Here is a 25,101-nt window from a genome sequence, read left to right as displayed (position 1 = left end):
CCCTTCAAGGAGACCCCCTTGACCGGCTCCCCCCGTCGTTCGCTCCTCGCCACCTCCCTCGCCCTGCTCGCCGTCGTCGTGCCCCTGGCCCCCTCCGTCGGCGCGGCGCCCAGGGCCTCGGCCGTCGCCGACGCGGGCGACGCGCTCGATCCGACCAAGGCCAGAGCCCAGTGGATCGACCGGAACACCCTCGCCTGGGACCTGCCCGGCGCCGCCGGCGCCCGGCACGAGCTGGTGTACGACCCCGACGGGCGGCTCACCGTGCGGGACGGGAAGCTGGTCGGGGAAGGGCGGCGCATACGCCTGACACCGGTCGAGGGCGGCCTGACCGAGGCCCAGCGCCAGAAGTTCCCGCACCTCAAGGGCTATGCCGCCTTCAGCGTCGAGCCGCGCGACCGCGCGCAGGCCCGCCGTGCCCTGACCGGCCAGGTCGTCGCGGTCCGCGAGGACGCCGACGGGACGCTGCTCGACGCCACCGGCGTCCAGACGCAGGGCATCCTCGATGACCTCTACGGCGCCGCCGCCACCAAGGCGGAACTCGGCCCGAGGTTCCGCCACGGCCGCACCTCGCTCGCCGTCTGGGCGCCCACCGCCCGGTCCGTCGCCCTCGAACTGGACGGCAGGACCGTGCCCATGCGGCGCGACGACACCAGCGGCGTGTGGTCCGTCAGCGGCCCCAAGGCCTGGCAGGGCAAGCCGTACAGGTACGTCGTGAAGGTGTGGGCGCCCAGCGTCCAGAAGGTGGTCACCAACAAGGTCACCGACCCCTACTCCACCGCCCTCACCGCCGACTCCGCCCGCAGCCTCGCCGCCGACCTCGACGACCCGCGGCTCGCCCCCGCCGGCTGGGACCGGCTGCGGAAGCCGAGGGCGACACCGCTGCGGGACGCGCAGATCCAGGAACTGCACGTCCGCGACTTCTCCGTGGAGGACCGCACGTCCCGCCACCCCGGTGAGTACCGCGCCTTCACGGACAAGGCGTCCGACGGCATGAAGCACCTGCGCGAGCTCGCCAGGGCCGGCACGTCGTACGTCCACCTGCTGCCCGTCTCCGACTTCGGCATCGTCCCCGAACGCCGCGGTGACCAGGCCGAGCCCGACTGCGACCTGACGGCGTCCGCGCCCGACTCCGACGAGCAGCAGGCGTGCGTCTCCGAGGCCGCCGCCGAGGACGGCTACAACTGGGGCTACGACCCCGTGCACTACACCGTGCCGGAGGGCAGTTACGCGAGCGACCCGGACGGGACCCGGCGCACGGTCGAGTTCCGGCAGATGGTCCAAGGCCTGAACCGCTCCGGGCTGCGGGCCGTCATGGACGTCGTCTACAACCACACGGTCGCCGGCGGCCAGGCCGACGAGTCCGTCCTCGACAAGATCGTGCCCGGCTACTACCACCGGCTCCTCGCCGACGGAAGCGTCGCCAACTCGACGTGCTGCGCGAACACCGCGCCCGAGAACGCCATGATGGGCAAGCTCGTCGTCGACTCCGTGGTCACCTGGGCCAAGGAGTACAAGGTCGACGGCTTCCGCTTCGACCTGATGGGCCACCACCCCAAGGCCAACATCGTCGCCGTGCGGAAGGCCCTGGACGCGCTGACGCCGAAGAAGGACGGCGTCGACGGGAAGAAGGTCATCCTCTACGGAGAGGGCTGGAACTTCGGCGAGGTCGCCGACGACGCCCGCTTCGTCCAGGCCACCCAGAAGAACATGGCGGGCACCGGCGTCGCCACCTTCTCCGACCGCGCCCGTGACGCCGTGCGCGGCGGCAGCCCCTTCGACGAGGACCCCGGCGTCCAGGGCTTCGCGAGCGGCCTCTACACCGACCCCAACGCCTCGAAGGCGAACGGCACGAAGGCCGAGCAGAAGGCCCGGCTCCTGCACTACCAGGACCTGCTGAAGGTGGGACTGACCGGCAACCTGGCCTCGTACACGTTCACCGACTCCGCGGGCCGCAGGGTCAAGGGCTCGCAGGTCGACTACAACGGTTCCCCCGCCGGATACGCGGCGGCCCCCGGCGACGCCCTCTCCTACGCCGACGCGCACGACAACGAGTCGCTGTACGACGCGCTCGCCTTCAAGCTCCCCGCGGACACCTCACCCGCCGACCGCGCCCGCATGCAGGTGCTCGCCATGGCGACCGCGACCCTCGCCCAGGGCCCCTCGCTCTCCCAGGCCGGCAGCGACCTGCTGCGCTCGAAGTCCCTCGACCGGAACTCCTTCGACAGCGGCGACTGGTTCAACGCCATCCACTGGAGCTGCCGCGACGGCAACGGCTTCGGGCGCGGGCTGCCGGTGGCCGCGGACAACAAGGCCAAGTGGAGCTTCGCCAAGCCCCTCCTGGCCTCCGCCGCCCTGAACCCCGGCTGCCGGGAGATCGACGGCGCGTCGGCCGCCTACCGGGACCTGGTGAAGCTGCGCGCGAGCGAGCCCGCCTTCTCCCTGACCACGGCCGCCGAGGTCCAGTCCCGGCTCTCCTTCCCGCTCTCCGGCACCGACGCGGAGACGCCGGGCGTCGTCACCATGCGGGTCGGTGACCTCGTCGTCGTCTTCAACGCGACCCCGGACGCGCGGGAGCAGCGGGTGGCGGGCCTGAAGGACACGGCGTACCGGCTGCACCCCGTACAGGCCAAGGGCGCCGACACCACCGTCAAGGCGTCCTCGTACGAGCGGAAGTCCGGTACCTTCACCGTCCCCGCCCGTACGGTCGCCGTCTTCGAGCGGCGCTGAGGACGCCCCCGTCAGTGCGCGATGCCGTCGATCAGCTCCCGCGCCCCCTGGCGCAGGAGCGCGACGGCCACCGACGTGCCGAGCGTCGCCGGGTCGAGCGGGCCCGCCCACTCGTGGGCGTTCAGCACGGTCTTGCCGTCGGGGGTGAAGACGCAGGCGCGCAGCGACAGGTCGCCGCCCCGCTCGGAGCGCGCGTACCCGGCGATGGGGGAGTTGCAGTGGCCCTGCAGCACGTGCAGGAACATGCGCTCGGCCGTCGCCTCGCGCCAGGCGTCCCGGTCACCGAGGGCCGACACCGCGTCGATCGTCGCGGTGTCGTCCTCACGGCACTGCAGGGCGAGGATGCCGGCGCCGATCGGCGGACACATCGTCTCGACGGACAGCACGTCGGTCGCCAGGTCGGGGCGGCCGATGCGCTCCAGGCCGGACTGCGCGAGCAGCAGCGCGTCGGCGTCGCCCGCGGCGAGCTTCTCCAGGCGGCGCCCCGCGTTGCCCCGCATGGGCACGCACTCCAGCTCGGGGTGCGAGGCGGCGAGCTGCGCCCGGCGGCGCACCGAGGAGGTGCCGATGCGGGAGCCGGCCGGCAGCTCGTCGAGGGTGAGGCCGCCGGGGTGGATCAGCGCGTCCCTGATGTCGTCGCGCTTGAGGAACGCGGCGAACGTCGTGCCCGCGGGCAGCGGCCGGTCCGCCGGTACGTCCTTCACGCAGTGCACGGCGAGATCCGCCTCGCCCGCGAGCAGCGCGGCGTCGACCTCCTTGGTGAAGGCGCCCTTGCCGCCGAGCTGCGCCAGGTCGCCCATCCAGCGGTCGCCCGAGGTCGTGACCGGCACGACCTCGGTGCGGATACCGGGGTGCAGCGCGGCGAGCTCGGTGCGGACGCGCTCCACCTGGGCCAGGGCCATGGGGGAGGAGCGGGAGACGATGCGGATCAGTTCAGGAGCGGACATGCGCTCCACGATAGGCCTTCGCGGGGGCGGGTCACGCACGTGTCCCCGATCCGGGAGGTGTGGCAAAGGGCGTCCGGCGTAGCCCAGTTGGCCCAGTGACAGGTGGGGCGCGGGGTTCCCGGCGGCATGTGCGGCCCGGCCGCCGCCCGGGTCCGCTCCGCGTGCGCGACCGCGGTCCGCCTCATAGCGTGAGGTGACGAAGGCGCGGCCCGGCGCCGCGCCCGCCCCTGGGAGGCCCGTATGTCCACCCCCGCCGCGCCGCCGGAACGCGGGGCCGTCGCGCTCGCCCCGATGACGCCCGCCCATCTGGCCGATGTCCTCGCCCTGGGGCGGAGGGTCTACGACACCTCCGTCAAGCCGTACACGTCGTGGTCCCTCTCGGCCATCGCGGGCCACCTCGACAGCGAGGCGTCCGCCTGCTGGGTGGCGCTCGACGGGGAACAACTCGCCGGTTTCGTGCTCGGCTCGATGGGCTTCGACCAGCGCTCCGACTGGGGCAACCTGGAGTGGATCGCGTGCGCCCCCGAGTACCAGGGCCAGGGCGTCGCGAGCCGCCTGGTCAAGGCGTGCTGCGCGACGCTCACGGAGGCCGGGGCCGACGCCGTGGTCACGGACGTCGAGTCCCGCAACACGGCGTCGGCCGCCCTGATGCGCGCCAACGGCTTCGAGGCGAGCGTGTCGGTGACGCTGTTCGTGCGCGAGAACACCGGCTAGGGCCGGTCCTGGAGCCGGCCGCCGGTCCCCGCGAGGTGTGCGGGGGCCGACGGCCGGGGCCCGTCGTGGTCAGCCGGTGCGGGTCACGCGACGCGGTCCGCCGCGAGCAGCAGCGCGCTCACCCGCTCCCTGGCGCGCGCCACCCGGGAGCGCACCGTCCCCACGGGGCAGCCGACGGCGGCGGCGGCGTCCGCGTACGGGAGTCCGACGAGCTGGGTCAGCACGAACGCCTCGCGGCGCGGCGCGTCCAGGGCCGCCAGCAGGTCGAGCAGGGCCACGCCCTCCTCGAAGCCGGGCAGACCGCGCGGCTGGGCACGCTCCGCGCTGGCCTGCCAGTCGCCGGTGTCGGAGATCCGGGGCCGGGCCGCCGCCATGCGGAAGCGGTCGGCGACCGTGCGCCGCGCGATGGCGAGCAGCCAGACGCGGGCGCAGGAGCGGGCGGCGTAGCCGTGGAGCGAGGTCAGGGCGCGCAGATACGTCTCCTGGGTCAGGTCGTCGGCCGCGTGCGGGTCGCCGCTGAGGTGGGCCACGAAGCGCAGGACGTCACGCCGGGTGGCGCGCACGAACCGCTCGAACGCGTCGCCGTCGCCGTCGCGCGCGGCGAGGGCCCATTCCGTTATCAGCTCGTCCCGGGCCGCGTCCGTGCCGTGTCCGGGGTGCACGAGGGCATGAGGCATCGCAAGAGGTCCTTCGGTGAGGAGAGTTCGGTGCTTCGGCGGGGAACGCCGAAGATCCGCCCGGCACGTGGGGTGCGGGCGGTGTCAGGAACTGGCCGGAAGGACCGGCGGACCTCTGCGGGAGACGGCGTGCTGCAGGAGGACCCCGCGCAGCCGCGGTACGGGCGCGAGCGCGCCGACGTGCGGCGGGGCCGGGGGAAGGGAGACGGCCAGGGCCGTGAGGACCAGCCGCAGCGGCACGAAGACGGCGGCGGCGAGGGCCCGCCCGGTGCGGAACACGGCCGCCTCGCCGCGCCACAGCCACAGGGCGCAGAGCAGTGCGGCGGTGAGGTGGGCGAGGAACATGCCGAGGGCGCTGTGCCCGAAGACGGACATGATCCAGTGGGAGACGCCCTCGTCCGGCATGGCGGCGTGCGGTGACGCCGGCACGGGCACCGGCATGGGGTGGCCCGTGTGGTCCATGCCGCCACCCGTGGCCGTGGACACGGGCGCGGAGGCCGGCACGGCGGCCGGGGCGGGCGCGCTCACCCGCTGGGCCAGGCCGAACAGTTCGTGCAGGCCCAGCTGCGACGCGACGGTGGCGCCGGTGACCGCGAGGGCCCCGCGCTCACACCCGGTCAGCCACCACGCGGCGGCCGACGTGGCGGCGAACGCGTACCCCACCGCCCACCAGGGCAGCGGGGCACCGGACATGAGCGCGTGACCCAGGGCCGTCGCCACCACGCACACGGCCGCGAACACGGCGGCTCGTGCGAGGCGGAACGCGGGCCCTGACGTCATGGGAAGCATCGTGCCAGGCGGGAAGGGGGCCTCGGGCGGCGGTCCTGGAGTTCCCCGCGGCGCGCCCCCTGCCCGGCGGGGCGCGCGCCGCCGGCTAGGACCGCTCGCCCGCGTCCTGCCCGTCCAGCGACTCCACGGTCTCCCGCGGTCCGGGCACCACCGCGGCAGCGGGGTCCCCGGCCATGCGGCGGCGGGCGATGACCCCGCTCACGTGATCCGCGACGGGCTGCGTGTAACGGGCGGTCAGCGGGCCGACGATGACAAGGATCAGGACGTACGCCGTGGCCAGCGGCCCCAGCATGGGTTCGATGCCCGCGGCGACCGCGAGGCCGGCGATGACGATGGAGAACTCGCCGCGCGCCACCAGAGCGCCGCCCGCGCGCCAGCGGCCCCGTACGGAGACGCCCGCGCGGCGCGCCGCCCAGTAGCCGGTGGCGATCTTCGTGCACGCGGTGACGACGGCGAGCGCCAGGGCGGGCAGCAGCACCGGCGGGATGCTGGCCGGGTCGGTGTGCAGGCCGAAGAAGACGAAGAAGACGGCGGCGAAGAGGTCCCGCAGCGGCGCGAGCAGCGAGTGGGCGCCCTCGGCGACCTCACCGGAGAGCGCGATGCCGACCAGGAACGCGCCGACGGCGGCGGACACCTGGAGCTGCTGCGCGAGCCCGGCGACCAGGATGGTCAGGCCGAGCACCACGAGGAGCAGCTTCTCCGGGTCGTCGCTGGAGACGAAGCGGGAGATGAGCCGTCCGTAGCGCACCGCGAGGAAGAGCACGACGCCGGCCGCGCCGAGGGCGATGGCCAGCGTGAGGCTGCCCGCGGCCAGGCCGACGCCCGCGAGCAGCGCGGTGATGATCGGCAGGTAGACGGCCATCGCCAGGTCCTCGAGGACCAGGATGCTGAGGATCACCGGGGTCTCGCGGTTGCCGAGCCGCCCGAGGTCCCCGAGGACCTTGGCGATGACGCCCGACGACGAGATCCAGGTGACACCGGCGAGGACCACGGCGGCGACCGGGCCCCAGCCCATGAGGAGCGCGGCGACGGCGCCCGGCACGGCGTTGAGCGTCATGTCGACGAGCCCGGCCGGATACTGCGTCTTGAGGTTGCTGACGAGGTCGCTCGCGGTGTATTCGAGCCCGAGCATCAGCAGCAGCAGGATGACGCCGATCTCGGCGCCGATGGCGACGAACTCCTCGCTCGCGCCGAGCGGCAGCAGCCCGCCCTGACCGAAGGCGAGCCCCGCGAGCAGGTACAGCGGGATCGGCGAGAACTGGAAGCGCCCGGCGAATCTGCCGAGCAGGCCGAGGGCCAGGATGATCGCGCCGAACTCGATCAGGAAGACAGCGGAGTGCACGCGGTCACTCCCTTCCGAGTATCGTCGCGGCGGTCTCCACGCCTTCGCGCGTGCCGATCACGATGAGGGTGTCGCCGCCCGCCAGCCGGAAGTCGGGGGCGGGGGAGGGGATGGCATCGGCCCGCCGCAGGACCGCGACGATCGAGACGCCGGTCTCGGTGCGCATCCGGGTCTCGCCGAGGAGGCGCCCGTTCCAGTGCGAGGTGGCCGACAGCAGCACCCGCTCGGCGACGAGGCCGAGGTCCGTGGTGTGCAGCAGGTTCGGGCTGTGGTGCGAGGGCATCAGGGCGTCGATCAGCGCGTCCGCCTCACCCGAGCTGAGCCGCAGCGACAGCGCGCACTCGTCCGGGTCGTCGGAGCGGTAGGCGCTCAGCGTCCGCGCACCGTCCCGGTGCGCGACCACCGAGAGCCTGCGCTGTTCTCGGGTGGTCAGGTCGTACCGGATGCCGATGCCTGGAAGCGGCGTACGGCTGAGACGTGATGCGGGCACAGCTCTCCCCTTGCGTGATAAGCGATCAACCCCAAGCTGTCACCCTATCGGGCGTTAAGGATTGGCAAAATCACGCCGGAAGCGCCGCGCACCGTCACACGTCGCGCCGGGACAGCACCGTCTCGACGGTGTCCGCCTGGTCGGCGGGCTTGTCCTCGCGGTAGCGCACGACGCGGGCGAAGCGCAGGGTGACGCCCGCCGGGTAGCGGGAGGAGCGCTGCAGGCCGTCGTAGGCGATCTCGACGACCAGCTCGGGGCGGACCCGCACGACGAAGCCGTCCCCGCCGACCGCCAGCTCTTGGAGGCGCTCGGTCTGCCAGGCCAGCATCTCGTCCGTCATGCCCTTGAAGGTCTTGCCGAGCATGGCGAAGCTCCCGTCGGGCCGCCGCGCGCCCAGGTGCAGGTTGGAGAGCTTGCCGGTGCGGCGGCCCGAGCCCCACTCGGCGGCGAGGACCACCAGGTCCAGGGTGTGGACCGGCTTCACCTTCAGCCAGGAGGCGCCCCTGCGGCCCGCGTTGTAGGCGGCGTCGAGCGACTTCAGCACCACGCCTTCGTGGCCGCGCCCCAGCGTCGCCTCGAAGAACTCCTGGGCCCCGGCGCGCTGCCGCTCGTCGGCCGGGTCCTCGACCAGGGTGCGGCGGACCCGCATCGGCTCGGGGACCAGGGCGGTCAGCTCCGTGTGCCGCTCGGTCAGCGGCAGGTCCACCAGGTCCCGGCCCGCCACGGACAGCGCGTCGAAGAAGACGGGGGACAGGGGCAGCTCGGCCGCCGCGGCCGCCACGTCGACGCGGGAGCCGACACGCCCCGCGATGTCCTGGAACGGCCGCGGACGCCCGCCGGCGTCCAGCGCGATGACCTCACCGTCCAGGATGAAGCTGTCCCCCCTGAGCTCCCGCGCGGCGGCGGTCAGCTCCGGCAGCCGGTCGGTGATGTCGTCCAGGGTGCGCGTGTAGACCCGTACGGTGTCGCCGCTGCGGTGCACCTGGACGCGGATGCCGTCCAGCTTCTCCTCGACCGCGCACGCGCCGAGCTTGTCGACGGCCTCGGCGACCGACGGGGCGCCGTGCGCGAGCATCGGCTGGAGCGGGCGGCCCACCGTCAGGCGGAACTCCTCCAGCGCCTCGGCGCCGCGTGCGAGCAGGGCCTCGGCGACCGGGGCCACACCCCCGGCGAACATCACCGAGCGCCGCACGGCGTCCGCCGGGGTCCCGGTGGCCACCGCGAGCCCCTCGACGGCGACCGCGTCCAGGGCCCCCTGCCGCAGCTCGCCGGTGAGCAGGCCGGTCAGGAGCTTCTGTTCGTCGGCGGTCGCGGCCCCCAGCAGCTCGCCCACCAGGCGCCTGCGCTCGGCCTGGGACCCGGCGCCGGACACCGCGCCGATCGCGGTGAGTGCCGCGTCCACCCCCGCCACGGTCAGCGTCGCCTCCCCGGCGGGCGGCCCCGCCTCCTTCAGCGTGCTCCAGCCGATGCCGAGGCGTCCCTGGGGCAGCCGCCCCGCGAGATACGGGATGACGACCGGCACGTCCTCCGGCTCCGCCGCGCGGAACAGCTCGGCGAGCAGAGCGATCTTCCGGGACCTGGCGGAAGTGGCGGCCACTTCCTTGGACACGTGGGCGAGCCGGGCGAGCAGCATGGGGCCATCCTGCACCGGAGGCGTGCCGGACGCAGCCGGGGCCGCTGTTCACCGGAGGGACGTGTGCGACCCGTCGTGCAGGGCACTCGGAACGCGCGGCGGTGCGGCCGACCACGGGCGGCCACGGAGCCTCAGCGGCGAGGGGGTGACGCAGGTCATATGAATCTTTTGGCGTGCCGCCGTAATGGAGGCCCGTGTCCCGGGTCCCAAGGGCATGGGGCCTCGCCGCCGGAGGTCCCGAGAACCGGAACGACCGAAGTGGAGCTCGATCATGGCCGACACCCTCCAGCAGCCCGCACGTGCTCGCCTCGTCACCCCGGACGGCCGCGAGCGCGCCCTGGCGGTGGCCCTGCGCTACTCGGCGGCGGACCCCCTGGCCGTCCAGATCACCTTCCCCTCCGAGGCCTCGCTGGACGGCATGGAGGTCACCTGGGTCTTCGCCCGCCAGCTCCTCGACGACGGCCTCACCGCCCCCGCGGGCGGCGGTGACGTGCACGTATGGCCGTCCGGCCGGGCGCGGACCGTGCTGGAGTTCCACTCGCACCAGGGGCTGGCCGTGGTGCAGTTCGACACCTCCGTGCTGCGCCGCTTCCTGTCGCGCACCTATGCCGCCGTCCCCGCCGGTGACGAGGAGACCAGCCTCGATCTCGACCAGGGCCTTTCGCGGCTGCTCGGCGGCGTCTGACCCGTCCGGAGCCCCGGCCCGCATGCGAGCGGCCCGGACCACGGGTACTGCTGGACACATGACACGGCTACATGAACCGGGGCGAAGCGGGGATGAGGGACGGGACCCGGAGCACGGGCCCGGGCCCGAGGTGGAGCGGCGGGCGCCGGACACACCCACGGCCCTGGGCAAGAAGTCGTGGCGGGACGTGCTGCGCAGGACCCTCGGCGAGTTCAAGCGCGACGAGCTGACCGACCGCGCGGCGGCCCTGACGTACTACGGCATCCTGGCGCTGTTCCCGGCCCTGCTCGTCCTGGTCTCCCTGCTCGGCATCGCGGGCAGGTCGACGACCGACAAGGTGCTCGACAACATCACCGAGCTCACGCCCGGCGCCGCGCGCGAAGTGATCACCAACGCGGTGCGGCAGCTCCAGGGCAACGCCGGGGTCGGCTCGGTCATGGCCCTCGTCGGCCTGGTCCTCGCGGTGTGGTCCGCCTCCGGCTACGTGGCGGCGTTCATCCGTTCGGCCAACGCCGTCTACGACATCCCCGAGGGCCGCCCGGTCTGGAAGGTGCTGCCGGTCCGCGTCGGTGTCACCGTCGTCCTGATGCTTCTCGCCGTGATCAGCGCGCTGATCGTGGTCTTCACCGGGCCGCTGGCCCGCCAGGCCGGCACCGCCTTCGGCATCGGCGACACCGCGCTGACCGTCTGGTCGATCGCGAAGTGGCCGGTGCTCGTGCTCCTGGTCATCGTGATGATCGCCATCCTGTACTGGGCGACGCCCAACGCCAAGGTGCGCGGCTTCCGCTGGGTCACCCCCGGCAGCTTCCTCGCCCTGCTGATCTGGCTGATCGCCTCCGCCGCCTTCGCGCTGTACGTGGCGAACTTCGCCTCGTACAACAAGACGTACGGCACCTTCGCCGGGATCATCGTCTTCCTGGTGTGGCTGTGGATCACCAACCTCGCGATCCTCCTCGGCCTGGAGTTCGACGCCGAGACCTCGCGGCAGCGGGCCATCGCCGGAGGCCATCCGCCGGACGAGGAGCCCTACGTCGAACCACGCTCCACCGCCACATGGGACGAGCAGGACAGACGCCGCCTGGACACCGACTCCCGGGAGCCGTGAGGGGCAGGACCTCAGCCGTACAGCGCGGGCCGCCGCTCCAGGGCGACCTCCGTGCGCCTGCCGTCGCGCAGCGCCGCGCCCCCGGCCTCGGCGACGACGGCCGCCGCGTAGCCGTCCCAGGCGCTCGGGCCCTCGGCCCGGCCCCGGCGCGCGGCGGCGACCCAGGCGCGCACCTCGCGGTCGTAGGCGTCGGCGAAGCGGACCAGGTAGTCCTGCGGCACCTCCTCGCGCGCGCCGCCCGCCGAGCGGACGACCATCGCCCGGGCGTCACCGACCTGGGCGCTGCCGTGTTCGCAGACCGCCTCACACCGCACCTCGTAACCGAAACCGCAGTTGACGAAGATCTCCACGTCGACGACCGCGCCCCCCGACGTCTCGAACAGCACGAGCTGCGGATCGAGCAGCCCCTCGGGGGCCCCGGACGAGGGAGCGGGCCGCAGCACCGTCACCGCGGTGATCTCCTGGCCGAGCAGCCAGCGGGCCGCGTCGATCTCGTGCGAGACGGAGCTGCTGATCAGCATCGACGAGGTGAAGTGCGGGGGAGAGGAGACGTTGCGGTGGCGGCAGTGCAGCATGAGGGGGCGGCCGAGCCGCCCGGAGTCGAGCAGGGACTTCAGCGCCGCGTACTCCGCGTCGTACCGCCGCATGAACCCCACCTGGATCAGCCTGCGGCCCAGCCGTGCCTCGGCCTCCACCACCCGGAGCGCCGAGGCGGAGCCGGGCGTCAGCGGCTTCTCGCAGAGCGCCGGCAGGCCCCGCGCGCACGCCGCGAGCAGCGCCTCCTCGTGCGCCGCCTCGGGCGAGGCCACCAGGACCGCCTCCACGCCGGGGGCGTCGAGCGCGGCGAGGGCGTCTCCGTGCACCCGGACACCGGGGCGTCCGGCCACCGCGGCCTCGGCCCGCGCGGTGTCGGGGTCGGCGACGGCCACGACGCGGGCCCCGCCCACCGTCCCGCCGATGCGCCGTATGTGGTCGGCCCCCATGTGGCCCGCGCCGAGCACGGCCACCCCCAGCGCTCCGCTCATCCGGCGTCTCCCCACGCTCGCGCGGCGCCCGCGCGGCGGCGGGCCCTCACTCGACGATCTTCTTCTTCGCTTCCGTGCGCCGGGACACCGTAGCCGCCCGCCGCCTGACCGCCACGATCAGGCCCGCGAGGACGGCGACGCCGCCCGCCATGACCATCATGAGCGCCGGCCAGTCGGAGTCGTCGGGCTCCAGCAGGGCGCTCTCCGAGGTCGTGCGCGCGCGGGAGATCTTCGCGGGCGGCGGGAGCAGCGAACCCACGGGCCGCACCTTCTCCGCCGCCGCGAAGCCCCAGTCGAGCAGGGACCTGGCCTCCTCGTAGACGGCGTATCCGCCGCCCTCCTGCGGGTTCAGCACCGTCACGACGAGCGTGCGCCCGTCGCGCTGGGCCGCGGTGATCAGCGTGGCGCCCGCGTTGCTGGTGTAGCCGTTCTTGATGCCGAGCAGCCCCGGGTAGGGGGCGACGCCGTCCGCGCCGGTCAGCAGGCGGTTGGTGTTCTGGATGGGGTACGACCAGCCGCCCGCGGGGAACTGGGCGACGCGCGTGGAGCAGTAGCGGGAGAACTGCGGGTCGGCGAGCCCGGCCCTGCCGAACACCGCCAGGTCGTAGGCGGACGAGACCTGCCCGTCGGCGTCGTACCCGTCGGGCGAGACCACGTGTGTGTCGCGCGCGCCCAGCTCCCGGGCCTTCTCCCGCATCTGCCGCACCGACTTGTCCAGGCCGCCGTTGAGCCGCGCGAGGACGTGCACGGCGTCGTTGCCGGAGCTGAGGAAGACGCCGCGCCACAGGTCGTCGACGCGGTAGTCACGGCCGGGCGCCACACCGACCAGGCTGCTGCCGGCGCCGACCAGGTCGAGTTCGCGCGGGGCGACCAGGTGCCGGCTGCCGACGTCCAGGTGGGGCAGGACCGCGAGGGCGAAGAGGGACTTGAGCGTCGAGGCGGGCGGCAGCGGGCGGTGCGCGTCCCGCGCGGCGAGCACCTCGCCCGAGTGGGCGTCGGCCACCAGCCAGGCGAGCGCGGAGACGTGAGAGGGCAGCGGCGGCGCGTCGGCGTCGGGCCTGACCTGCACGCCGGGACGGTCCAGGTAGGCGGAGGTGTACGCGGGGACGGGGCGCGGCGGCGCGGGCTCCGCCAAAAGCTCGGCGGCGGAGACGGGCGTGGACAGGAGGACCAGGGCCCCGAGCGCGAGGGCCGCGGTACGGACGGAGGAGGAGCGCGAAAGGTACCTGATGACCATTCGGTCACCGTATGAGCGCCGCCGTCACTCCGCAGATCGGCTTGGCCCGGCCGGACGTATCACCCGCTCGGCGGCCCGCGCCCCCGGCCGGGCCGCCCTCACCCGGCCGGAGGCGCCCCGCTTGCGGGCGGTGGTGTCAGGTCGGCAGGTGCTTCTCGACGGCGGCGACGACCTCGGGGGCGTCCGGCTCGGTGCGCGGCCCGAACCGGGCGACGACCTCGCCGGCGCCGTCGACCAGGAACTTCTCGAAGTTCCACCGGATGTCACCGGTGTGGCCCTCGGCGTCGGGGGTGTCGACGAGGCGCGCGTACAGCGGGTGCCGGTCCGCGCCGTTGACGTCGACCTTCTCCGTCATCGGGAAGGTCACGCCGTACGTCGCCGAGCAGAACTCGGCGATCTCCTCCGAGGTGCCGGGCTCCTGGCCCATGAACTGGTTGCAGGGCACCCCGAGCACGCTGAAGCCGCGCGGGGCGTACTGCTCGTGCAGCCGCTCGAGGCCCGCGTACTGCGGGGTGAGACCGCACTTTGAGGCCACGTTGACGACGAGGACGGTCTTGCCCTCGAACTGGCGCAGGTCGGCGGAACCGCCCCGCAGGGCGCCGATTTCTTCTTCGTAGACGGACATGGTCGTCGAGCTTACGCCCGGCCCGTCCGGGTCTTCGCGAGGCCGGTCCCTTCGCGGTGGAGACGCCCCCTGGCGATCAGTTCGACCGTCACGGCCACGGCCACGGCCTGGACGGCGAGCAGGGCGATCAGGACGAAGAGCTGCACGGCTCCGGCGAGGACCGGCGACGCGCCGCCCAGGAGCATGCCGACGAAGGCGCCGGGGAGGGTGACCAGGCCCACCGTGCGGGTCTGGTCGAGGCCCGGCAGCAGGGCGTCCGACGCGGCGGGGCGGACGACCTCCATGCGGGCGTCGTGGTCGGCGAGGCCCAGGGCCAGGCCCGCCTCGAACTCTCCGTAGCGGGTGTGGAGTTCGTCCAGGGCGCGGCGTCCCGAGAGCACCGTGGCGGTCAGGGCGCCGCCGATGAGGATGCCCGTCACGGGGATCATGGCGATGCCCCGCACGGGCAGCAGCCCCGCCGCCGTCAGTCCCGCCACCACGGGGATGACGGGGCCCGCGACGGGCAGGGCGGCCCACCACCAGGTGCCGTTCCGGGTGATGCGGCGCCCCGCGGTACGGGCGGCCACGCCGAACATCAGCAGCAGGAAGGCGTAGAGCGCCGCCGTGTGGTGCGCCACCCGGCCGATCACCAGCGAGACGGCGCCCAACTGCACGGTGGCGCGGACCCCGGCCAGCAGGATCTCGCGCGCCCGGCCCCGTGAGCCGTCGGGCGCGAGCCGGAACACGGCCGCCGTCGCCGTGGCGACGAGCAGCAGCGCGAACAGGGCCACGGCGAGGGCCGTGTCGACGGGGAGCAGGGCCTGAGCAGCGAGATCACGCACGCGGACACCCTAGAGGGCGTCAGACGCCGCGTTCTCCGTGGCTGCCCCGCCCCGCGCCGGCGGCGTACCCGTGCCGCTGCGGACAGCGGGTGCCGGACCTGTAACGATGGGGCGGGAAAGACGTGCAGAGAGAGAAGGGCTGTAGTCATGGCGCAGCAGGTGCAAGGCGTGGTCGCACGCGCGAAGGGCGAGCCGGTGCGGATCGAGACGATCACGGTGCCGGACCCGGGTCCGGGCGAGGCCGTGGTGAAGGTCCAGGCGTGCGGGGTCTGTCACACGGACCTCCACTACCGCGAGGGCGGCATCAACGACGAGTTCCCCTTCCTGCTCGGGCACGAGGCCGCCGGCGTCGTCGAGTCGGTCGGCGAGGGCGTCACCGAGGTCGACCCCGGTGACTTCGTGGTCCTCAACTGGCGTGCCGTGTGCGGGCAGTGCCGTGCCTGTCTGCGCGGTCGCCCCCAGTACTGCTTCGCCACGCACAACGCCCGGCAGAAGATGACGCTCGCCGACGGCACGGAACTCTCCCCGGCCCTCGGCATCGGCGCCTTCGCCGAGAAGACCCTCGTCGCCGCCGGGCAGTGCACCAAGGTCGACCCCGACGCCTCGCCCGCCGCCGCGGGCCTGCTCGGCTGCGGCGTGATGGCCGGCATCGGCGCGGCCATCAACACCGGCGAGGTCGGCCGCGGCGACTCGGTCGCCATCATCGGCTGCGGAGGCGTCGGCAACGCGGCCGTCGTGGGCGCCCGGCTCGCCGGGGCCGCGCGGATCATCGCCGTGGACATCGACGACAAGAAGCTGGAGACCGCCAGGAGCCTCGGCGCCACCCACACCGTCAACTCCCGCGAGACCGACCCCGTCGAGGCCGTGCGCGAGCTGACCGGCGGCAACGGCGCGGACGTCGTCATCGAGGCGGTCGGCCGCCCCGAGACCTATGAGCAGGCCTTCTACGCCCGCGACCTGGCGGGCACGGTCGTCCTGGTCGGCGTGCCGACCCCGGAGATGAAGATCGAGCTGCCGCTGCTCGACGTCTTCGGCCGCGGCGGCTCGCTCAAGTCGAGCTGGTACGGCGACTGCCTGCCCTCGCGCGACTTCCCGATGCTCATCGACCTCTACCGGCAGGGCCGCCTGGACCTGGACGCGTTCGTCACGGAGACCATCGCCCTGGAGGACGTGGAGAAGGCCTTCGAGCGCATGCACCACGGCGACGTCCTGCGTTCGGTGGTGGTGTTCTGATGACCGCCGAGAGCCCGCACGGCGCCCCGGGCGCGCGGATCGACCACCTCGTCACGTCGGGGACGTTCTCCCTCGACGGCGGCACCTGGGAGGTCGACAACAACGTATGGATCGTGGGCGACGACAGCGAGTGCGTCGTCATCGACGCCGCGCACGACGCGGACGCCATCGCCGAGGCCGTGGGCGGGCGGCGCCTCGTCGCCGTCGTCTGCACCCACGCCCACGACGACCACATCGACGCGGCCCCGGCGCTCGCCGCGCGTACGGGCGCTCCGGTCCTGCTGCACCCGGCCGACACCGAGCTGTGGGAGCAGACCCACCCCGACCGGGCCCCCGACGGCGAACTCGCCGACGGGCAGGAACTCGCCGTCGCGGGCACCGTCCTGAAGGTGCTGCACACGCCGGGCCACTGCCACGGCGCCGTCAGCCTGCACGCCCCCGGCCTCGGCGCCGTCTTCACCGGCGACACGCTGTTCGCGGGCGGGCCGGGGGCGACGGGCCGCTCCTTCAGCGACTTCCCGACGATCGTCGAGTCCATCGAGCGGCGGCTGCTGACGCTGCCGCCCGACACGGTGGTGCACACCGGGCACGGCGACAGCACGACGATCGGCGCGGAGGCGCCGCATCTCCAGGAGTGGATCGCCCGGGGGCACTGACGGGTCCGGTTCCACGGGGATGGCCCGCACGGTTCGCCGTGCGGGCCTTTCGCGTACTGGCGACACTCCCCGATCTCCGATAAGTTAGGCAAGGCTTACCTAATGGAGGTTCAGGATGGGTGTCCGTCACAGCAGCACGATCGTGCCCACAGCGGCGGCACGCGCGCGTTCCCTGCTCGCCACCGCGTGGTCCTGCGCGGTGACCACGCAGACCGGCAGGGACGAACTCGTGGGCGCGCACAGCGTGACCGAGGACGGCAGGCTGCTGCTCTCCCCGCCCGACGACAGCGCGCTGGCCGCCGCCCTCATCTGCACACCGCGCGGCGAACCGTCCACGCTGATCGAGTTCGCCGACGTCGCGCCCGTCCCCATGAGGGAGCGCATCCGCGCCCGCCTCTGGCTCTCGGGAACCCTCGCCTACGAGGGCGAGCACCTGCTCTTCGAGCCGACGTGCGCGGTGCTGCACGACGCGAACGGCGAACGCGAGGGCATCGAGCTCGACGAACTCGCCCTGACCGCCCCCGATCCGCTGGCCGAGGCCGAGCCGCGCCTCCTCACGCACCTCGCCGACGCCCACCCGGACGCCGTCGAACAGCTCACCCGCCTCATCAGCCCCGACAGCCTGCACGGCGTGGTCCGCGTCCGCCCGCTCGCCGTGGACATGCACGGCATCTCCCTGCGGCTCGAACGCGCCCGCGGCCAGGCCGACGTGCGCCTGCCCTTCCACCAGCCCGTCGAGGACGTCACCCAGGTGACGGACTGCATGCACGCCCTGCTGATGAAGGCCCGCCTCTCAGCGTCCTGGCGCGGCAGGCCCGTCGGCGGCTGACCGCATCGAGCGCAGCGCCACCAGGAGCACCCCGATGTCATCGAGGTAGATGGGATCGGGCAGCAGGTCGGCGGGCAGCAGCAGATAGGCCACGGCACCCCAGAAGACCCAGCGGCGGTCGGTGGGGAGCCCGGCTCTGCGCAGGTGGCGGCGGGTGCGCACGAGGCGTACGAGCAGCATGACGGCGACGGCGAGCGTCGCGGCGACGAGAACGGCCGCGACGGTGAGGAAAATGGCCATATCCGTGCTCATACGTACGTACGTTAGCGACTGCCGCGCCCCGTGTCGCCGACGGGCGGTCCCTGCGGCAGCGCGCACACCGCGACCGGCGCTCCGAACGGCTTGCCCGCGAGACGCAACGCGCCGGTCCCGGCGTCGACCCGGAAGACGCTCACCGAGCCCGACTTCTGGTTGGCGGTGAACAGCAGCCGCTCCGAGGGCGAGAGCGCCAGATGCCGGGGGAAGTCCCCCTCCACGGCCACCGTGCCGAGCAGCCGCAGCCGGGCCCCCGCCCGCTCGACGGCGTACCGCGCGACGCTGCCGTGCCCCCGGTTGGCGAGGAAGGCGAAGCGCCCCTTTCGGGTCACCACGAACTGCGCCGGATAGTTGGCGCCCCCGCCGGATCCCGTCGGCTGCGGTTCGCCGGGGGTGAGCCGCCCGCTGCCCGGGTCGTACGCGCAGACGACCACCGTGTCGTCCAGCTCGTTGGCGAGGTACGCGAACCGCCCCGAGGGGTGGAACGCCAGATGCCGCGGCCCCGCGCCGGGCCGCAGGCGCGCGTACGACACCTGGCGCAAGGTGCCCGCCTTGGTGTCGAGACGGTAGGTGTAGACCGTGTCGGCGCCCAGGTCCACGGCGAGGACGTGGCGGCCGTCGGGGGAGGTGACGATCTGGTGGGCGTGCGGCCCGTCCTGCCCGGGGCCCGGCGGCGGGGCCGTATGCCTGACGAGATCCGTCCGTTCGCCCAGCGCGCCCGAGGCGTCGATGGGGTGGACGGCCACGCTGCCCGACCCGTAGTTCGCGCTGAGCAGCCACTTGCCGCCCGGGTGCACCGAGAGGTGGCAGGGCGCCGCGCCGCCGGTCCCCCGTGTGCCGAGGATCTCGTGCCCGCCGCCGGGGGAGAGCGCGACGGCCGTCACGCCGCCCTCCTCACGCTCGTCGACGGCGTAGAGCGTGCGGCCCGAGGGGTGCAGGGCCAGATAGGAGGGGTCGGACACCCCGCCGATCGTGCCGGCGCCGGTGATCCGCCCCGTCGCCTCGTCGTACGTCGCCAGACCGATGCCCGAGCCGCCGCCCTCCTGCGAGGTGTACGTCCCGAGGAACAGCCGCCCCGCGCGGCGAGGCCGGTGCGCGGCCGACGAGGCCGCCTCGGTACGCCTGGCTTCCGGCCGCACACGCCGCGCGGGCGGCTCCGCCGAACCGCAGGCCGCGCCGGCCGCCGCGAGGGCGATCCCCGAGAGGGCCCCGATGACGGCCCGCCGCCCCGGGCGGCTCGCGGGGCTCGCGGGGTTCACGGGATCGCGGTCCGGCCCTGTTCCGCTGTTCATGGCTGCACCTTGGGGGTCGGGGATCGGGGGGCGGGGTTGATGTCGGGGTCGGGAGTGGGGAGTCGGGAGTGACGGGTGTGGCAGCCACACTGCCCGGTCCCCGTCGGCGCCGACAAGAGGCGCACCGCCTCGCCCTCCTCCGGACGCGCACCGCCTCGACCGCCTCCCGGCGCCCACCGCGCCGATTCGGCCGACGCGGGTGTGCCGCTCGCGCGTGACCGGACACACAGGGCTACCGCTCGGATACGGTGTGCGAGCCACTTGGTCGCACGCACGCCAGACACCTGATGAGGAGACGCCGAGTTGACCCACAGCCATCGGACGGGCAGCCCCCTGACCCGCAGCCACCCGGCCCGCGTCCGAACCGTCCTTGCCGCGCTCGGCGTCGCCGGGGTCATGGCCGCGGCGCCGACCGCGAGCGCCGCCGCTCCGGAGCCCCCGGTCGGCGCGGCGGCACGCGAGCCGTGCACGGGGGAGTTCCAGGGTGACTCCCGCCTCGGCCCCCGCTGGCTGCCCAAGAAGTGGCAGCGTCCGGTCGGCCCGCTCCTGAAGGGCTGGAAGCGGACGGGCGGGCTGTCGCCGCAGGCCTTCCTGAAGAAGTACTGGGACGGCCCCGCGTCCACCGGTGGCTGGAAGTATCCGCCCAACGACGGCTTCGAAACCGTCAACGGACAGGTCGACAAGCACCGCGAGCGGCTGGACAAGGGGGAGCGGCTCGACCGCTTCGGATCGGAGTTCGGCTCCTATCTGGCCCCGGCCGGTGACTCCTACGCGGAGCGCGCGCTGCCGCCGCAGAACCTCAACACCCGCGAGGCCGCGCACGCCTGCGACTACCGTGTGTACGAGGTGCGCAAGCCGTTCTCCGTGTGGCAGGGCGGCATCGCCCCCTGGTTCGAGCAGCCGGGCGGCGGACAGCAGATCAAGCTCGACCCGGCCTTCCTGGACCCCGGCGAGGGTCAGCGCCTCCATGTGAAGTGGCTGCTCGATCACGGCTACCTGGAGCCCGCGAAGGCCTAGACGCCTGCGTGGGCCGGCCGGAGAGGGGGGACCCGGTGGACGTCTCGGCGCTGCTGTCCGCCCTCCGGTCGGCCCGCGTGGCCGACGGCTACTACTGGATCGAGGGCGTCCACGAACCCGCCCCCACGCCCCCGGACTTCGTCTACCTCCGCAGGGCCGCCGATGACGGGACGTGGGAGGTCGGGACGTACGAGCGGGGAGCGCGCCATCCGCTGACCCGGCACGGGGACGAGGCCTCGGCCTGCGCGCACATGCTGCGCCTGCTGACCTGAGCCGGGGCGGCGCACGGCATGCCGGGGTGGGCCCGGGGTGCCGTTCTACTGGCCTTCGGGGCGCAGCAGCCCGCGCTCGTACGCCTTGACCAGGCGCTGCGGGACCATGTGCCGCATGCCGTCGACCGTGACGGGGGCGAGCTGGGGCGTGACGGCCTTCCACTGGGCGCGGCGGTGACGGGTGTTGCTGCGGGACATCTTGCGCTTGGGCACGGCCATGGGGGGCTCCTCGGTGAGCTGTGTGCGGGGACGGAACCGCACGCTATATGAAAATGAATGCCATTAACAAACCGTGCAAGGGCCCTGTCGGGTTGGTGTCGCAGCCGGACCTGTGGCGGGAGGGGCTCGCCGGGCGTCTCCGTACGGCGATCCGGGTCAACGCCGGGGAGCGGGGAGCGGGCGAATCCGACACGAAGTCTCACCCTAAACATGACGTTGAGAGTCGCGCGGGCTTCGGTTCGAATCCGTGTCGCTCCCCGTACCCGGAGCCGACCGATGACACGCGCCCTCGTCACGGCCGCCGGTTCGTGCGGGGCTGTCGCGCCGCCGGCCTAGGCGCTGCCCGTTCCGGCGGGCGTCCTGTGTCGTGCGCGGTCGTGCCAGGGCAGAAGCAGCGGCGTGGCCAGCAGCATGATCAGCCCCGCGCCCGCGATCGCGGCGCGGGGGCCGGTGACAGCGGCCAGCAGTCCCCACAGGGCGGTCATGCCCGCGACGGTGGTCTTACCGGTGACCGACCAGGCGGAGAGGATGCGCGTGACGCGGTCCGCCGGGGCGCGTTCGAGCCGGAGGGTGGACAGCACCGGGTTGTACACCCCGATACAGGTGATCAGGGCGAACTCGACGACCATCACCAGGACGAGTCCCGCGGCGCCGTGCCCGATGAAGGCGAGACCGACGGGCCAGCACGCCCGGAGCGTTCCCGCCGCGAGCAGCACTCCCCGCTGCCCGTGCTTCGGGATGAGGAACCGGCCGAGCCGCGCCCCGACCAGGCCGCCGAGGCACGGCAGCGCGAACGCGAGGCCGTACTGCCAGGGCGCGAAGCCGAGGTCGCCGAGCATCAGGACGGCGAGCGGTGGCGTGGCCGCCATGATCAGGCCGTTGACCAGCACGGTGTTGAGGAACAGCGGGCGCAGCACCGGGTCCGCCAGGATGAACCGCCAGCCGTCGAGGAGATCGCCCGCCCGCATCCCCCGTGACGTGTCACCGCGCTCCGGCAGCGGCTCCTCGCCGCCGATCGCCTTGATGCCGATGGCGGACAGCAGATAGCTGACCGCGTCGGCGAGCACGGTCAGCACGGGGCCGAAGAGTCCCACCGCGGCGCCGCCGAGCGGCGGCCCCAGCATGGTGGCCGTCCAGGTGGTCGACTCGAAGCGGCCGTTCGCGACCAGCAGGTCCCGGGGCGGCACCAGGGCCTTGAGGAAGGCGCCGCTCGCCGCGGTGAACGTGATGTCGGCCGCGGCGACGACGGCCGAGACGAGCAGCAGGTGCGCGAAACCGAGCAGACCGAGCGCATACGCGGCGGGAACGCTGACCAGCGCCCCGAACCGCACCACATCCATCGCGATCATCACGGGCCGCTTGCGGCGGAACTCCACCCACGGGCCGAGCGGCACCGCCGCCACCGCACCCACCGCGAGGCCCACGGCGGAAATGAGGGCGACCCGCGTCGCCCCCGCGCCCAGCGCCAGGATCGCGATCATCGAGAACGCGTCGAACGCCAGCCGCGTCCCGAAGGAGCTGACCGCGTACGCCGCCCAGAGCCACCCGAAGCGCCGCCCGAGCGACCGCCTGCCCTTCACCCCGCCACTCCGTTGGTCCTCTTCCCGTCCCGGCAACCGCACGTTGCCGACGAACATCCAAGCGGGTGACCGGCCTGGACATCAAACAACTGCCAGGAGGGGTCGGCCACAACCGCCGGTTGTCGGATTAGGCTGCCCGGCATGGATCTCCACGCCGTGCGCGCCTTCGTCGCCGTCGTCGACGCGGGCCGATTCCAGGGGGCCGCCGCCGACCTGGGAATCACCCAGCAGGCCGTGTCCAAGCGGGTCGCCGTGCTGGAGAGCGACCTCGGGGTGCGGCTGCTGCACCGCACACCGCGCGGCGCCCGGCCCACCATCGACGGGCAGGTCTTCCTGCCGTACGCCCGGGACCTGCTGAGGGTCGAGGAGCGCGCGGCGGCCTCCGTGCGGCCCGGCAGCCGTGCGCTGCGCGTCGACGTGATCGGCAGGCGGCTCGCACCGGCGGACCTGCTGCGCGGCTTCCACCGGGCGCACCCCGACGTGGCCCTGGACATGGTGACGCTGTTCGACGCCGACGCGGCCATCGCCGCCGTGCGCTCCGGAACGATCGACGCCACCTTCCGCGCGGTGACGGTGCCCGCGAGCCGGCTCCCCGACGGCATCGAGGCCGTCCGGGTGCACGACGAGCCCATCCATCTGCTCACCGGCCCCGAGCACGCCCTCGCCGGGGCCCGCGCGGTCACGCCGGAGCAACTGGCGGGGCACCGCATCTGGATGCCGGGCCTCGTCGCGGGCACCGAGTGGGCCGCCTACTACGACGACTTCGCCGCCGCTTTCGGGCTCAGCATCGAGGCGACCGGGCCCGAGTTCGGCACCGAGCCGCTCCTCGACACCATCGCCGAGTCGCCCGGCATCGCCACGCTGGTCGGCGAGTGGACCCACGTCGTCCGGCCCGCCGGGGACGACCTGCGGCGCATCCCGGTGCGCGACCCGATGCCGGTCTATCCGCACTCCCTGATCCTGCACGCCGACAACCCGCACCCCGCGCTGGGCCGCCTCCGCGACCACCTCGCCGCCGCTCACCCCGGTGACCGGGTCGGCGCCACATGGACACCGGCGTGGGCCCGATGAGCGCCGCTGCGAACTCCCGGCCTCGCGCCAGGGCTTGAGTCCGCGCCCGGCGCTCGCCCCGCAAGGGGGTGACCGCAGGCCCCCGTAGCCCGAGCGGCCGAGCGCCGAGGCGGGTTCCCGGGCTGCCGTGGAAGAGTTCCGGGCATGACCGAAAGCGCGTACCTGTACATGGCGAAACCCCGGATCACCGTGCTCGGCGTCCAGGCCGGCACCCCGCCTTTCCGCATCGTGGAGATCGACGGTGAGGTGGTGGGCAAGGCCAAGACCGTCACCGATGTCCTGGACGCGGCCGCCATGGCGGGCATCACCGTGCACGACCTGGACGACCCGGACACCGTGCGGTGGGTGGGCGGCGACAAGTTCACCTGGCGGGTCCATTAGGCCGACGGTCCATGGGGCCGACGGGTCCAGCGGGCCGCCGGGACAGCCGGAGCGACGGCTCGGCCGGACCGGTCGCGGCGCGGATCTCAGGGCCTTCCGGTCACGGGCACCTCCTCACCCGCGGGGACCGGTCCGGGCGGCGTGCCGTCCCCGAACGGACGCCCGCCCAACTCCTCGCGGCGATGCGGTGTGAGCCAGCCGCCGAGGTCGGGGCCGAGCGGCACGACACGGGTCGGGTTGATGCCCGAGTGCACCTGGTAGTAGTGCCTCTTGATGTGGTCGAAGTCGACCGTGTCGCCGAAGCCCGGCGTCTGGAACAGATCCCGTGCGTACGCCCACAGGACCGGGTCCTCGGTCAGCTTTCTGCGGTTGCACTTGAAGTGGCCGTGATACACCGCGTCGAACCGCACCAGCGTGGTGAAGAACCGGATGTCCGCCTCCGTGATGGTGTCGCCGACCAGATAGCGCCGGGTCGCCAGCCGCTCGGACGTCACCTCCAGACGGTGGAAGACGTCGTGGTACGCCGCCTCGTACGCCTTCTGGTCCGGGGCGAAACCCGCGCGGTACACGCCGTTGTTGACGTCGCGGTAGATGCCGTCCATCACTACGTCGATCTCGTCGCGCAGCGGCTCGGGATACAGGTCGGGCGCCCCCTCGCGGTGCAGCGCCGTCCACTGCGTGGCGAAGTCGAGGGTGAGCTGCTGATAGTCGTTCGTGACCAGTTCGCCGCTGGGCACGTCCACGAGCGCGGGGACACTGACGCCGCCCGGATAGCGGCTCTCCCGCGCGTCGTACGCCTCGCTCAGATAGCGGATGCCGAGGACGGGGTCGCGGTCGTCGGGGTCCAGCGTGAAACGCCAGCTCCGGTCGTCCTGGATGGGGTCGGTGACGCCCAGGGACAGGGCGTCCTCCAGGCCGAGCAGTCGCCGCGAGACCAGGGCCCGGCTCGCCCAGGGGCAGGCCCGGCTCACCACCAGGCGATACCGCCCGGCCTCCACCGGCCAGCCGTCCCTGCCGTCGGCGGTGACCCGGTCCGCGAAGTGGCTCTTCGAGCGCTTGAATGCCTTGTGGCCGTACGAGGCGTTGCCTTCCGCGCCGGCCCCGGGCGTCTCGTCCTGTGCGCTCATGACTGGCTGCCCTCCCGCTCCCGGGAACGGGCCGGCGTGGCCTGCGGTGAGCGCTGGGCGGGCGGGGCCGGCGGGGCGGCCGGTGGGTGGGGCGACAGGTCGTAGATACGGTCGATGAGCGCCGCCTCGTTGCCCGTGAGGCCCGCGCGGCGCAGCGCGGCGTCGGCTTCCGCGATCGGCCCGGCCAGCAGCGTGGCCGCGGCGGCCGGCGGCACCTCGGCGGCGTCGGACAGCGCGGCGCGCGCCGTGTGCAGCAGACGCAAGCAGGCCTGGGCGGCGAGCAGTTCCTCGGACGTCGTGCCGGTCATGTCGAGCGACTCCTCTGCGCTGGGTGGCGTGGCGGCATCGCGAC

At 73.6% G+C, this 25,101-nt stretch carries 26 protein-coding genes and 1 pseudogene; 11 read left to right on the top strand and 16 right to left on the bottom strand.

The genetic code is table 11. The features are described from left to right. Positions 1–135: 135 nt before the first annotated feature. Positions 136–2,727: pseudogene (gene pulA / locus DCW30_RS07980) on the top strand (pullulanase-type alpha-1,6-glucosidase); the annotation flags it as partial. 11 nt (positions 2,728–2,738) lie between these two features. On the opposite strand, the gene hemC reads toward pulA, so the two are convergent. Then, positions 2,739–3,674 carry a hydroxymethylbilane synthase gene (hemC, locus tag DCW30_RS07975; RefSeq protein WP_076682686.1) on the bottom strand — a complete coding sequence of 312 codons (936 nt, stop codon included), beginning with the start codon at positions 3,672–3,674 and terminating at the stop codon, positions 2,739–2,741. A gap of 240 nt (positions 3,675–3,914) precedes the next feature. Between hemC and DCW30_RS07970 the strand changes: the two genes are divergently transcribed. Next, positions 3,915–4,388, top strand: a complete 474-nt coding sequence (locus tag DCW30_RS07970) for a GNAT family N-acetyltransferase (protein ID WP_076682684.1) — start codon at positions 3,915–3,917, stop codon at positions 4,386–4,388. A gap of 83 nt (positions 4,389–4,471) precedes the next feature. Here the strand turns inward: DCW30_RS07970 and DCW30_RS07965 are convergent, their stop codons facing one another. The 5 genes from DCW30_RS07965 to DCW30_RS07945 form a co-directional block, all read right to left on the bottom strand. Continuing rightward, on the bottom strand, positions 4,472–5,065 hold the full coding sequence (locus tag DCW30_RS07965; RefSeq protein ID WP_076682682.1) for a sigma-70 family RNA polymerase sigma factor: 594 nt from the start codon (positions 5,063–5,065) through the stop codon (positions 4,472–4,474). A gap of 84 nt (positions 5,066–5,149) precedes the next feature. Beyond that, the gene (locus DCW30_RS07960; protein WP_076682679.1) at positions 5,150–5,845 is read right to left on the bottom strand and encodes a hypothetical protein; all 696 of its coding nucleotides are present in this window, start codon (positions 5,843–5,845) and stop codon (positions 5,150–5,152) included. 94 nt (positions 5,846–5,939) lie between these two features. Then, the gene (locus DCW30_RS07955; RefSeq protein ID WP_076682677.1) at positions 5,940–7,196 is read right to left on the bottom strand and encodes a cation:proton antiporter; all 1,257 of its coding nucleotides are present in this window, start codon (positions 7,194–7,196) and stop codon (positions 5,940–5,942) included. Between the two features lie 4 nt (positions 7,197–7,200). Continuing rightward, positions 7,201–7,686 carry a cation:proton antiporter regulatory subunit gene (locus DCW30_RS07950; RefSeq protein WP_062772610.1) on the bottom strand — a complete coding sequence of 162 codons (486 nt, stop codon included), beginning with the start codon at positions 7,684–7,686 and terminating at the stop codon, positions 7,201–7,203. Between the two features lie 94 nt (positions 7,687–7,780). Further along, positions 7,781–9,319 (bottom strand): ATP-dependent DNA ligase, encoded by a 1,539-nt coding sequence (locus DCW30_RS07945; RefSeq protein ID WP_076682675.1) that lies wholly within the window; start codon positions 9,317–9,319, stop codon positions 7,781–7,783. Between the two features lie 271 nt (positions 9,320–9,590). Here DCW30_RS07945 and DCW30_RS07940 point away from each other — a divergent pair, with 271 nt between their 5' ends. Both DCW30_RS07940 and DCW30_RS07935 read left to right on the top strand, forming a co-directional pair. Further along, positions 9,591–10,004, top strand: coding sequence for an SsgA family sporulation/cell division regulator (locus DCW30_RS07940; RefSeq protein WP_076682673.1), 414 nt, complete (start codon positions 9,591–9,593; stop codon positions 10,002–10,004). Positions 10,005–10,062: 58 nt separating this feature from the next. Further along, positions 10,063–11,109 carry a YihY/virulence factor BrkB family protein gene (locus tag DCW30_RS07935; protein WP_076682671.1) on the top strand — a complete coding sequence of 349 codons (1,047 nt, stop codon included), beginning with the start codon at positions 10,063–10,065 and terminating at the stop codon, positions 11,107–11,109. Between the two features lie 11 nt (positions 11,110–11,120). Here DCW30_RS07935 and DCW30_RS07930 read toward each other — a convergent pair whose 3' ends face one another. From DCW30_RS07930 to DCW30_RS07915, 4 genes are all read right to left on the bottom strand, one after another. After that, positions 11,121–12,134 (bottom strand): Gfo/Idh/MocA family protein, encoded by a 1,014-nt coding sequence (locus tag DCW30_RS07930; RefSeq protein ID WP_076682669.1) that lies wholly within the window; start codon positions 12,132–12,134, stop codon positions 11,121–11,123. A gap of 46 nt (positions 12,135–12,180) precedes the next feature. After that, positions 12,181–13,371 carry a D-alanyl-D-alanine carboxypeptidase family protein gene (locus DCW30_RS07925; protein WP_076682668.1) on the bottom strand — a complete coding sequence of 397 codons (1,191 nt, stop codon included), beginning with the start codon at positions 13,369–13,371 and terminating at the stop codon, positions 12,181–12,183. A 136-nt stretch (positions 13,372–13,507) separates the two neighbouring features. Next, complete coding sequence (locus tag DCW30_RS07920) at positions 13,508–13,996, bottom strand: glutathione peroxidase (RefSeq protein ID WP_076682666.1); 489 nt, start codon at positions 13,994–13,996, stop codon at positions 13,508–13,510. A gap of 11 nt (positions 13,997–14,007) precedes the next feature. Continuing rightward, complete coding sequence (locus DCW30_RS07915) at positions 14,008–14,817, bottom strand: ABC transporter permease (protein WP_076682664.1); 810 nt, start codon at positions 14,815–14,817, stop codon at positions 14,008–14,010. 147 nt (positions 14,818–14,964) lie between these two features. On the opposite strand from DCW30_RS07915, the gene DCW30_RS07910 reads away from it, so the two are divergent. The 3 genes from DCW30_RS07910 to DCW30_RS07900 all read left to right on the top strand — a co-directional run bounded on the left by DCW30_RS07910 (position 14,965) and on the right by DCW30_RS07900 (position 17,535). Further along, positions 14,965–16,050 (top strand): S-(hydroxymethyl)mycothiol dehydrogenase, encoded by a 1,086-nt coding sequence (locus DCW30_RS07910; protein ID WP_076682662.1) that lies wholly within the window; start codon positions 14,965–14,967, stop codon positions 16,048–16,050. Next, positions 16,050–16,706 carry an MBL fold metallo-hydrolase gene (locus DCW30_RS07905; protein WP_076682660.1) on the top strand — a complete coding sequence of 219 codons (657 nt, stop codon included), beginning with the start codon at positions 16,050–16,052 and terminating at the stop codon, positions 16,704–16,706. The genes DCW30_RS07910 and DCW30_RS07905 overlap by 1 nt, the downstream gene beginning before the upstream one ends. 115 nt (positions 16,707–16,821) lie before the next feature. Continuing rightward, complete coding sequence (locus DCW30_RS07900) at positions 16,822–17,535, top strand: DUF2470 domain-containing protein (protein WP_076682658.1); 714 nt, start codon at positions 16,822–16,824, stop codon at positions 17,533–17,535. Here the strand turns inward: DCW30_RS07900 and DCW30_RS07895 are convergent. Then, entirely contained in the window at positions 17,500–17,787 is a 288-nt protein-coding gene (locus DCW30_RS07895; protein ID WP_062772576.1) for a DUF1232 domain-containing protein, read from the bottom strand. The two genes, DCW30_RS07900 and DCW30_RS07895, sit on opposite strands and share 36 nt — an antisense overlap. 11 nt (positions 17,788–17,798) lie before the next feature. Continuing rightward, a complete protein-coding gene (locus DCW30_RS07890) occupies positions 17,799–19,082 on the bottom strand; it encodes a lactonase family protein (RefSeq protein ID WP_079249872.1) in 1,284 nt (427 codons plus the stop codon). 396 nt (positions 19,083–19,478) lie between these two features. Here DCW30_RS07890 and DCW30_RS07885 point away from each other — a divergent pair, with 396 nt between their 5' ends. Continuing rightward, positions 19,479–20,099: a TNT domain-containing protein gene (locus DCW30_RS07885; RefSeq protein ID WP_076688482.1), complete on the top strand. Its 621-nt coding sequence runs from the start codon at positions 19,479–19,481 to the stop codon at positions 20,097–20,099. A 35-nt stretch (positions 20,100–20,134) separates the two neighbouring features. Then, positions 20,135–20,371, top strand: a complete 237-nt coding sequence (locus DCW30_RS07880; RefSeq protein WP_076682656.1) for a hypothetical protein — start codon at positions 20,135–20,137, stop codon at positions 20,369–20,371. Between the two features lie 45 nt (positions 20,372–20,416). Here DCW30_RS07880 and rpmF read toward each other — a convergent pair whose 3' ends face one another. Continuing rightward, complete coding sequence (rpmF, locus tag DCW30_RS07875; protein ID WP_076682654.1) at positions 20,417–20,590, bottom strand: 50S ribosomal protein L32; 174 nt, start codon at positions 20,588–20,590, stop codon at positions 20,417–20,419. 332 nt (positions 20,591–20,922) lie between these two features. Further along, entirely contained in the window at positions 20,923–22,170 is a 1,248-nt protein-coding gene (locus DCW30_RS07870; protein ID WP_076682652.1) for an MFS transporter, read from the bottom strand. A gap of 141 nt (positions 22,171–22,311) precedes the next feature. On the opposite strand from DCW30_RS07870, the gene DCW30_RS07865 reads away from it, so the two are divergent. Beyond that, positions 22,312–23,241, top strand: coding sequence for a LysR family transcriptional regulator (locus DCW30_RS07865; protein ID WP_076682650.1), 930 nt, complete (start codon positions 22,312–22,314; stop codon positions 23,239–23,241). A 144-nt stretch (positions 23,242–23,385) separates the two neighbouring features. Next, positions 23,386–23,622: a hypothetical protein gene (locus DCW30_RS07860; protein WP_062772561.1), complete on the top strand. Its 237-nt coding sequence runs from the start codon at positions 23,386–23,388 to the stop codon at positions 23,620–23,622. Between the two features lie 86 nt (positions 23,623–23,708). Here DCW30_RS07860 and DCW30_RS07855 read toward each other — a convergent pair whose 3' ends face one another. Continuing rightward, positions 23,709–24,749 carry a glutathione S-transferase family protein gene (locus tag DCW30_RS07855; RefSeq protein ID WP_076682648.1) on the bottom strand — a complete coding sequence of 347 codons (1,041 nt, stop codon included), beginning with the start codon at positions 24,747–24,749 and terminating at the stop codon, positions 23,709–23,711. After that, positions 24,746–25,057 (bottom strand): hypothetical protein, encoded by a 312-nt coding sequence (locus tag DCW30_RS07850; protein WP_076682646.1) that lies wholly within the window; start codon positions 25,055–25,057, stop codon positions 24,746–24,748. The genes DCW30_RS07855 and DCW30_RS07850 overlap by 4 nt, the downstream gene beginning before the upstream one ends. Between the last annotated feature and the right edge of the window lie 44 nt (positions 25,058–25,101).

The sequence above is a fragment of the Streptomyces alfalfae genome, assembly GCF_004127445.1.
Taxonomy (GTDB): domain Bacteria; phylum Actinomycetota; class Actinomycetes; order Streptomycetales; family Streptomycetaceae; genus Streptomyces; species Streptomyces alfalfae.
The sequence above is the reverse complement of the archived record's forward strand: the minus strand, read 5'-3'. Positions and strand labels throughout refer to the sequence as shown.

What these genes read in the sequence shown, in the direction of transcription:
- hemC (WP_076682686.1), bottom strand. Translation starts at nt 3,674, where the DNA reads ATGTCCGCTCCTGAACTGATCCGCATCGTCTCCCGCTCCTCCCCCATG.
- DCW30_RS07970 (WP_076682684.1), top strand. Translation starts at nt 3,915, where the DNA reads ATGTCCACCCCCGCCGCGCCGCCGGAACGCGGGGCCGTCGCGCTCGCC.
- DCW30_RS07965 (WP_076682682.1), bottom strand. Translation starts at nt 5,065, where the DNA reads ATGCCTCATGCCCTCGTGCACCCCGGACACGGCACGGACGCGGCCCGG.
- DCW30_RS07960 (WP_076682679.1), bottom strand. Translation starts at nt 5,845, where the DNA reads ATGACGTCAGGGCCCGCGTTCCGCCTCGCACGAGCCGCCGTGTTCGCG.
- DCW30_RS07945 (WP_076682675.1), bottom strand. Translation starts at nt 9,319, where the DNA reads ATGCTGCTCGCCCGGCTCGCCCACGTGTCCAAGGAAGTGGCCGCCACT.
- DCW30_RS07940 (WP_076682673.1), top strand. Translation starts at nt 9,591, where the DNA reads ATGGCCGACACCCTCCAGCAGCCCGCACGTGCTCGCCTCGTCACCCCG.
- DCW30_RS07935 (WP_076682671.1), top strand. Translation starts at nt 10,063, where the DNA reads ATGACACGGCTACATGAACCGGGGCGAAGCGGGGATGAGGGACGGGAC.
- DCW30_RS07930 (WP_076682669.1), bottom strand. Translation starts at nt 12,134, where the DNA reads ATGAGCGGAGCGCTGGGGGTGGCCGTGCTCGGCGCGGGCCACATGGGG.
- DCW30_RS07925 (WP_076682668.1), bottom strand. Translation starts at nt 13,371, where the DNA reads ATGGTCATCAGGTACCTTTCGCGCTCCTCCTCCGTCCGTACCGCGGCC.
- DCW30_RS07920 (WP_076682666.1), bottom strand. Translation starts at nt 13,996, where the DNA reads ATGTCCGTCTACGAAGAAGAAATCGGCGCCCTGCGGGGCGGTTCCGCC.
- DCW30_RS07910 (WP_076682662.1), top strand. Translation starts at nt 14,965, where the DNA reads ATGGCGCAGCAGGTGCAAGGCGTGGTCGCACGCGCGAAGGGCGAGCCG.
- DCW30_RS07905 (WP_076682660.1), top strand. Translation starts at nt 16,050, where the DNA reads ATGACCGCCGAGAGCCCGCACGGCGCCCCGGGCGCGCGGATCGACCAC.
- DCW30_RS07900 (WP_076682658.1), top strand. Translation starts at nt 16,822, where the DNA reads ATGGGTGTCCGTCACAGCAGCACGATCGTGCCCACAGCGGCGGCACGC.
- DCW30_RS07895 (WP_062772576.1), bottom strand. Translation starts at nt 17,787, where the DNA reads ATGAGCACGGATATGGCCATTTTCCTCACCGTCGCGGCCGTTCTCGTC.
- DCW30_RS07890 (WP_079249872.1), bottom strand. Translation starts at nt 19,082, where the DNA reads ATGAACAGCGGAACAGGGCCGGACCGCGATCCCGTGAACCCCGCGAGC.
- DCW30_RS07885 (WP_076688482.1), top strand. Translation starts at nt 19,479, where the DNA reads ATGGCCGCGGCGCCGACCGCGAGCGCCGCCGCTCCGGAGCCCCCGGTC.
- rpmF (WP_076682654.1), bottom strand. Translation starts at nt 20,590, where the DNA reads ATGGCCGTGCCCAAGCGCAAGATGTCCCGCAGCAACACCCGTCACCGC.
- DCW30_RS07865 (WP_076682650.1), top strand. Translation starts at nt 22,312, where the DNA reads ATGGATCTCCACGCCGTGCGCGCCTTCGTCGCCGTCGTCGACGCGGGC.
- DCW30_RS07860 (WP_062772561.1), top strand. Translation starts at nt 23,386, where the DNA reads ATGACCGAAAGCGCGTACCTGTACATGGCGAAACCCCGGATCACCGTG.
- DCW30_RS07855 (WP_076682648.1), bottom strand. Translation starts at nt 24,749, where the DNA reads ATGAGCGCACAGGACGAGACGCCCGGGGCCGGCGCGGAAGGCAACGCC.
- DCW30_RS07850 (WP_076682646.1), bottom strand. Translation starts at nt 25,057, where the DNA reads ATGACCGGCACGACGTCCGAGGAACTGCTCGCCGCCCAGGCCTGCTTG.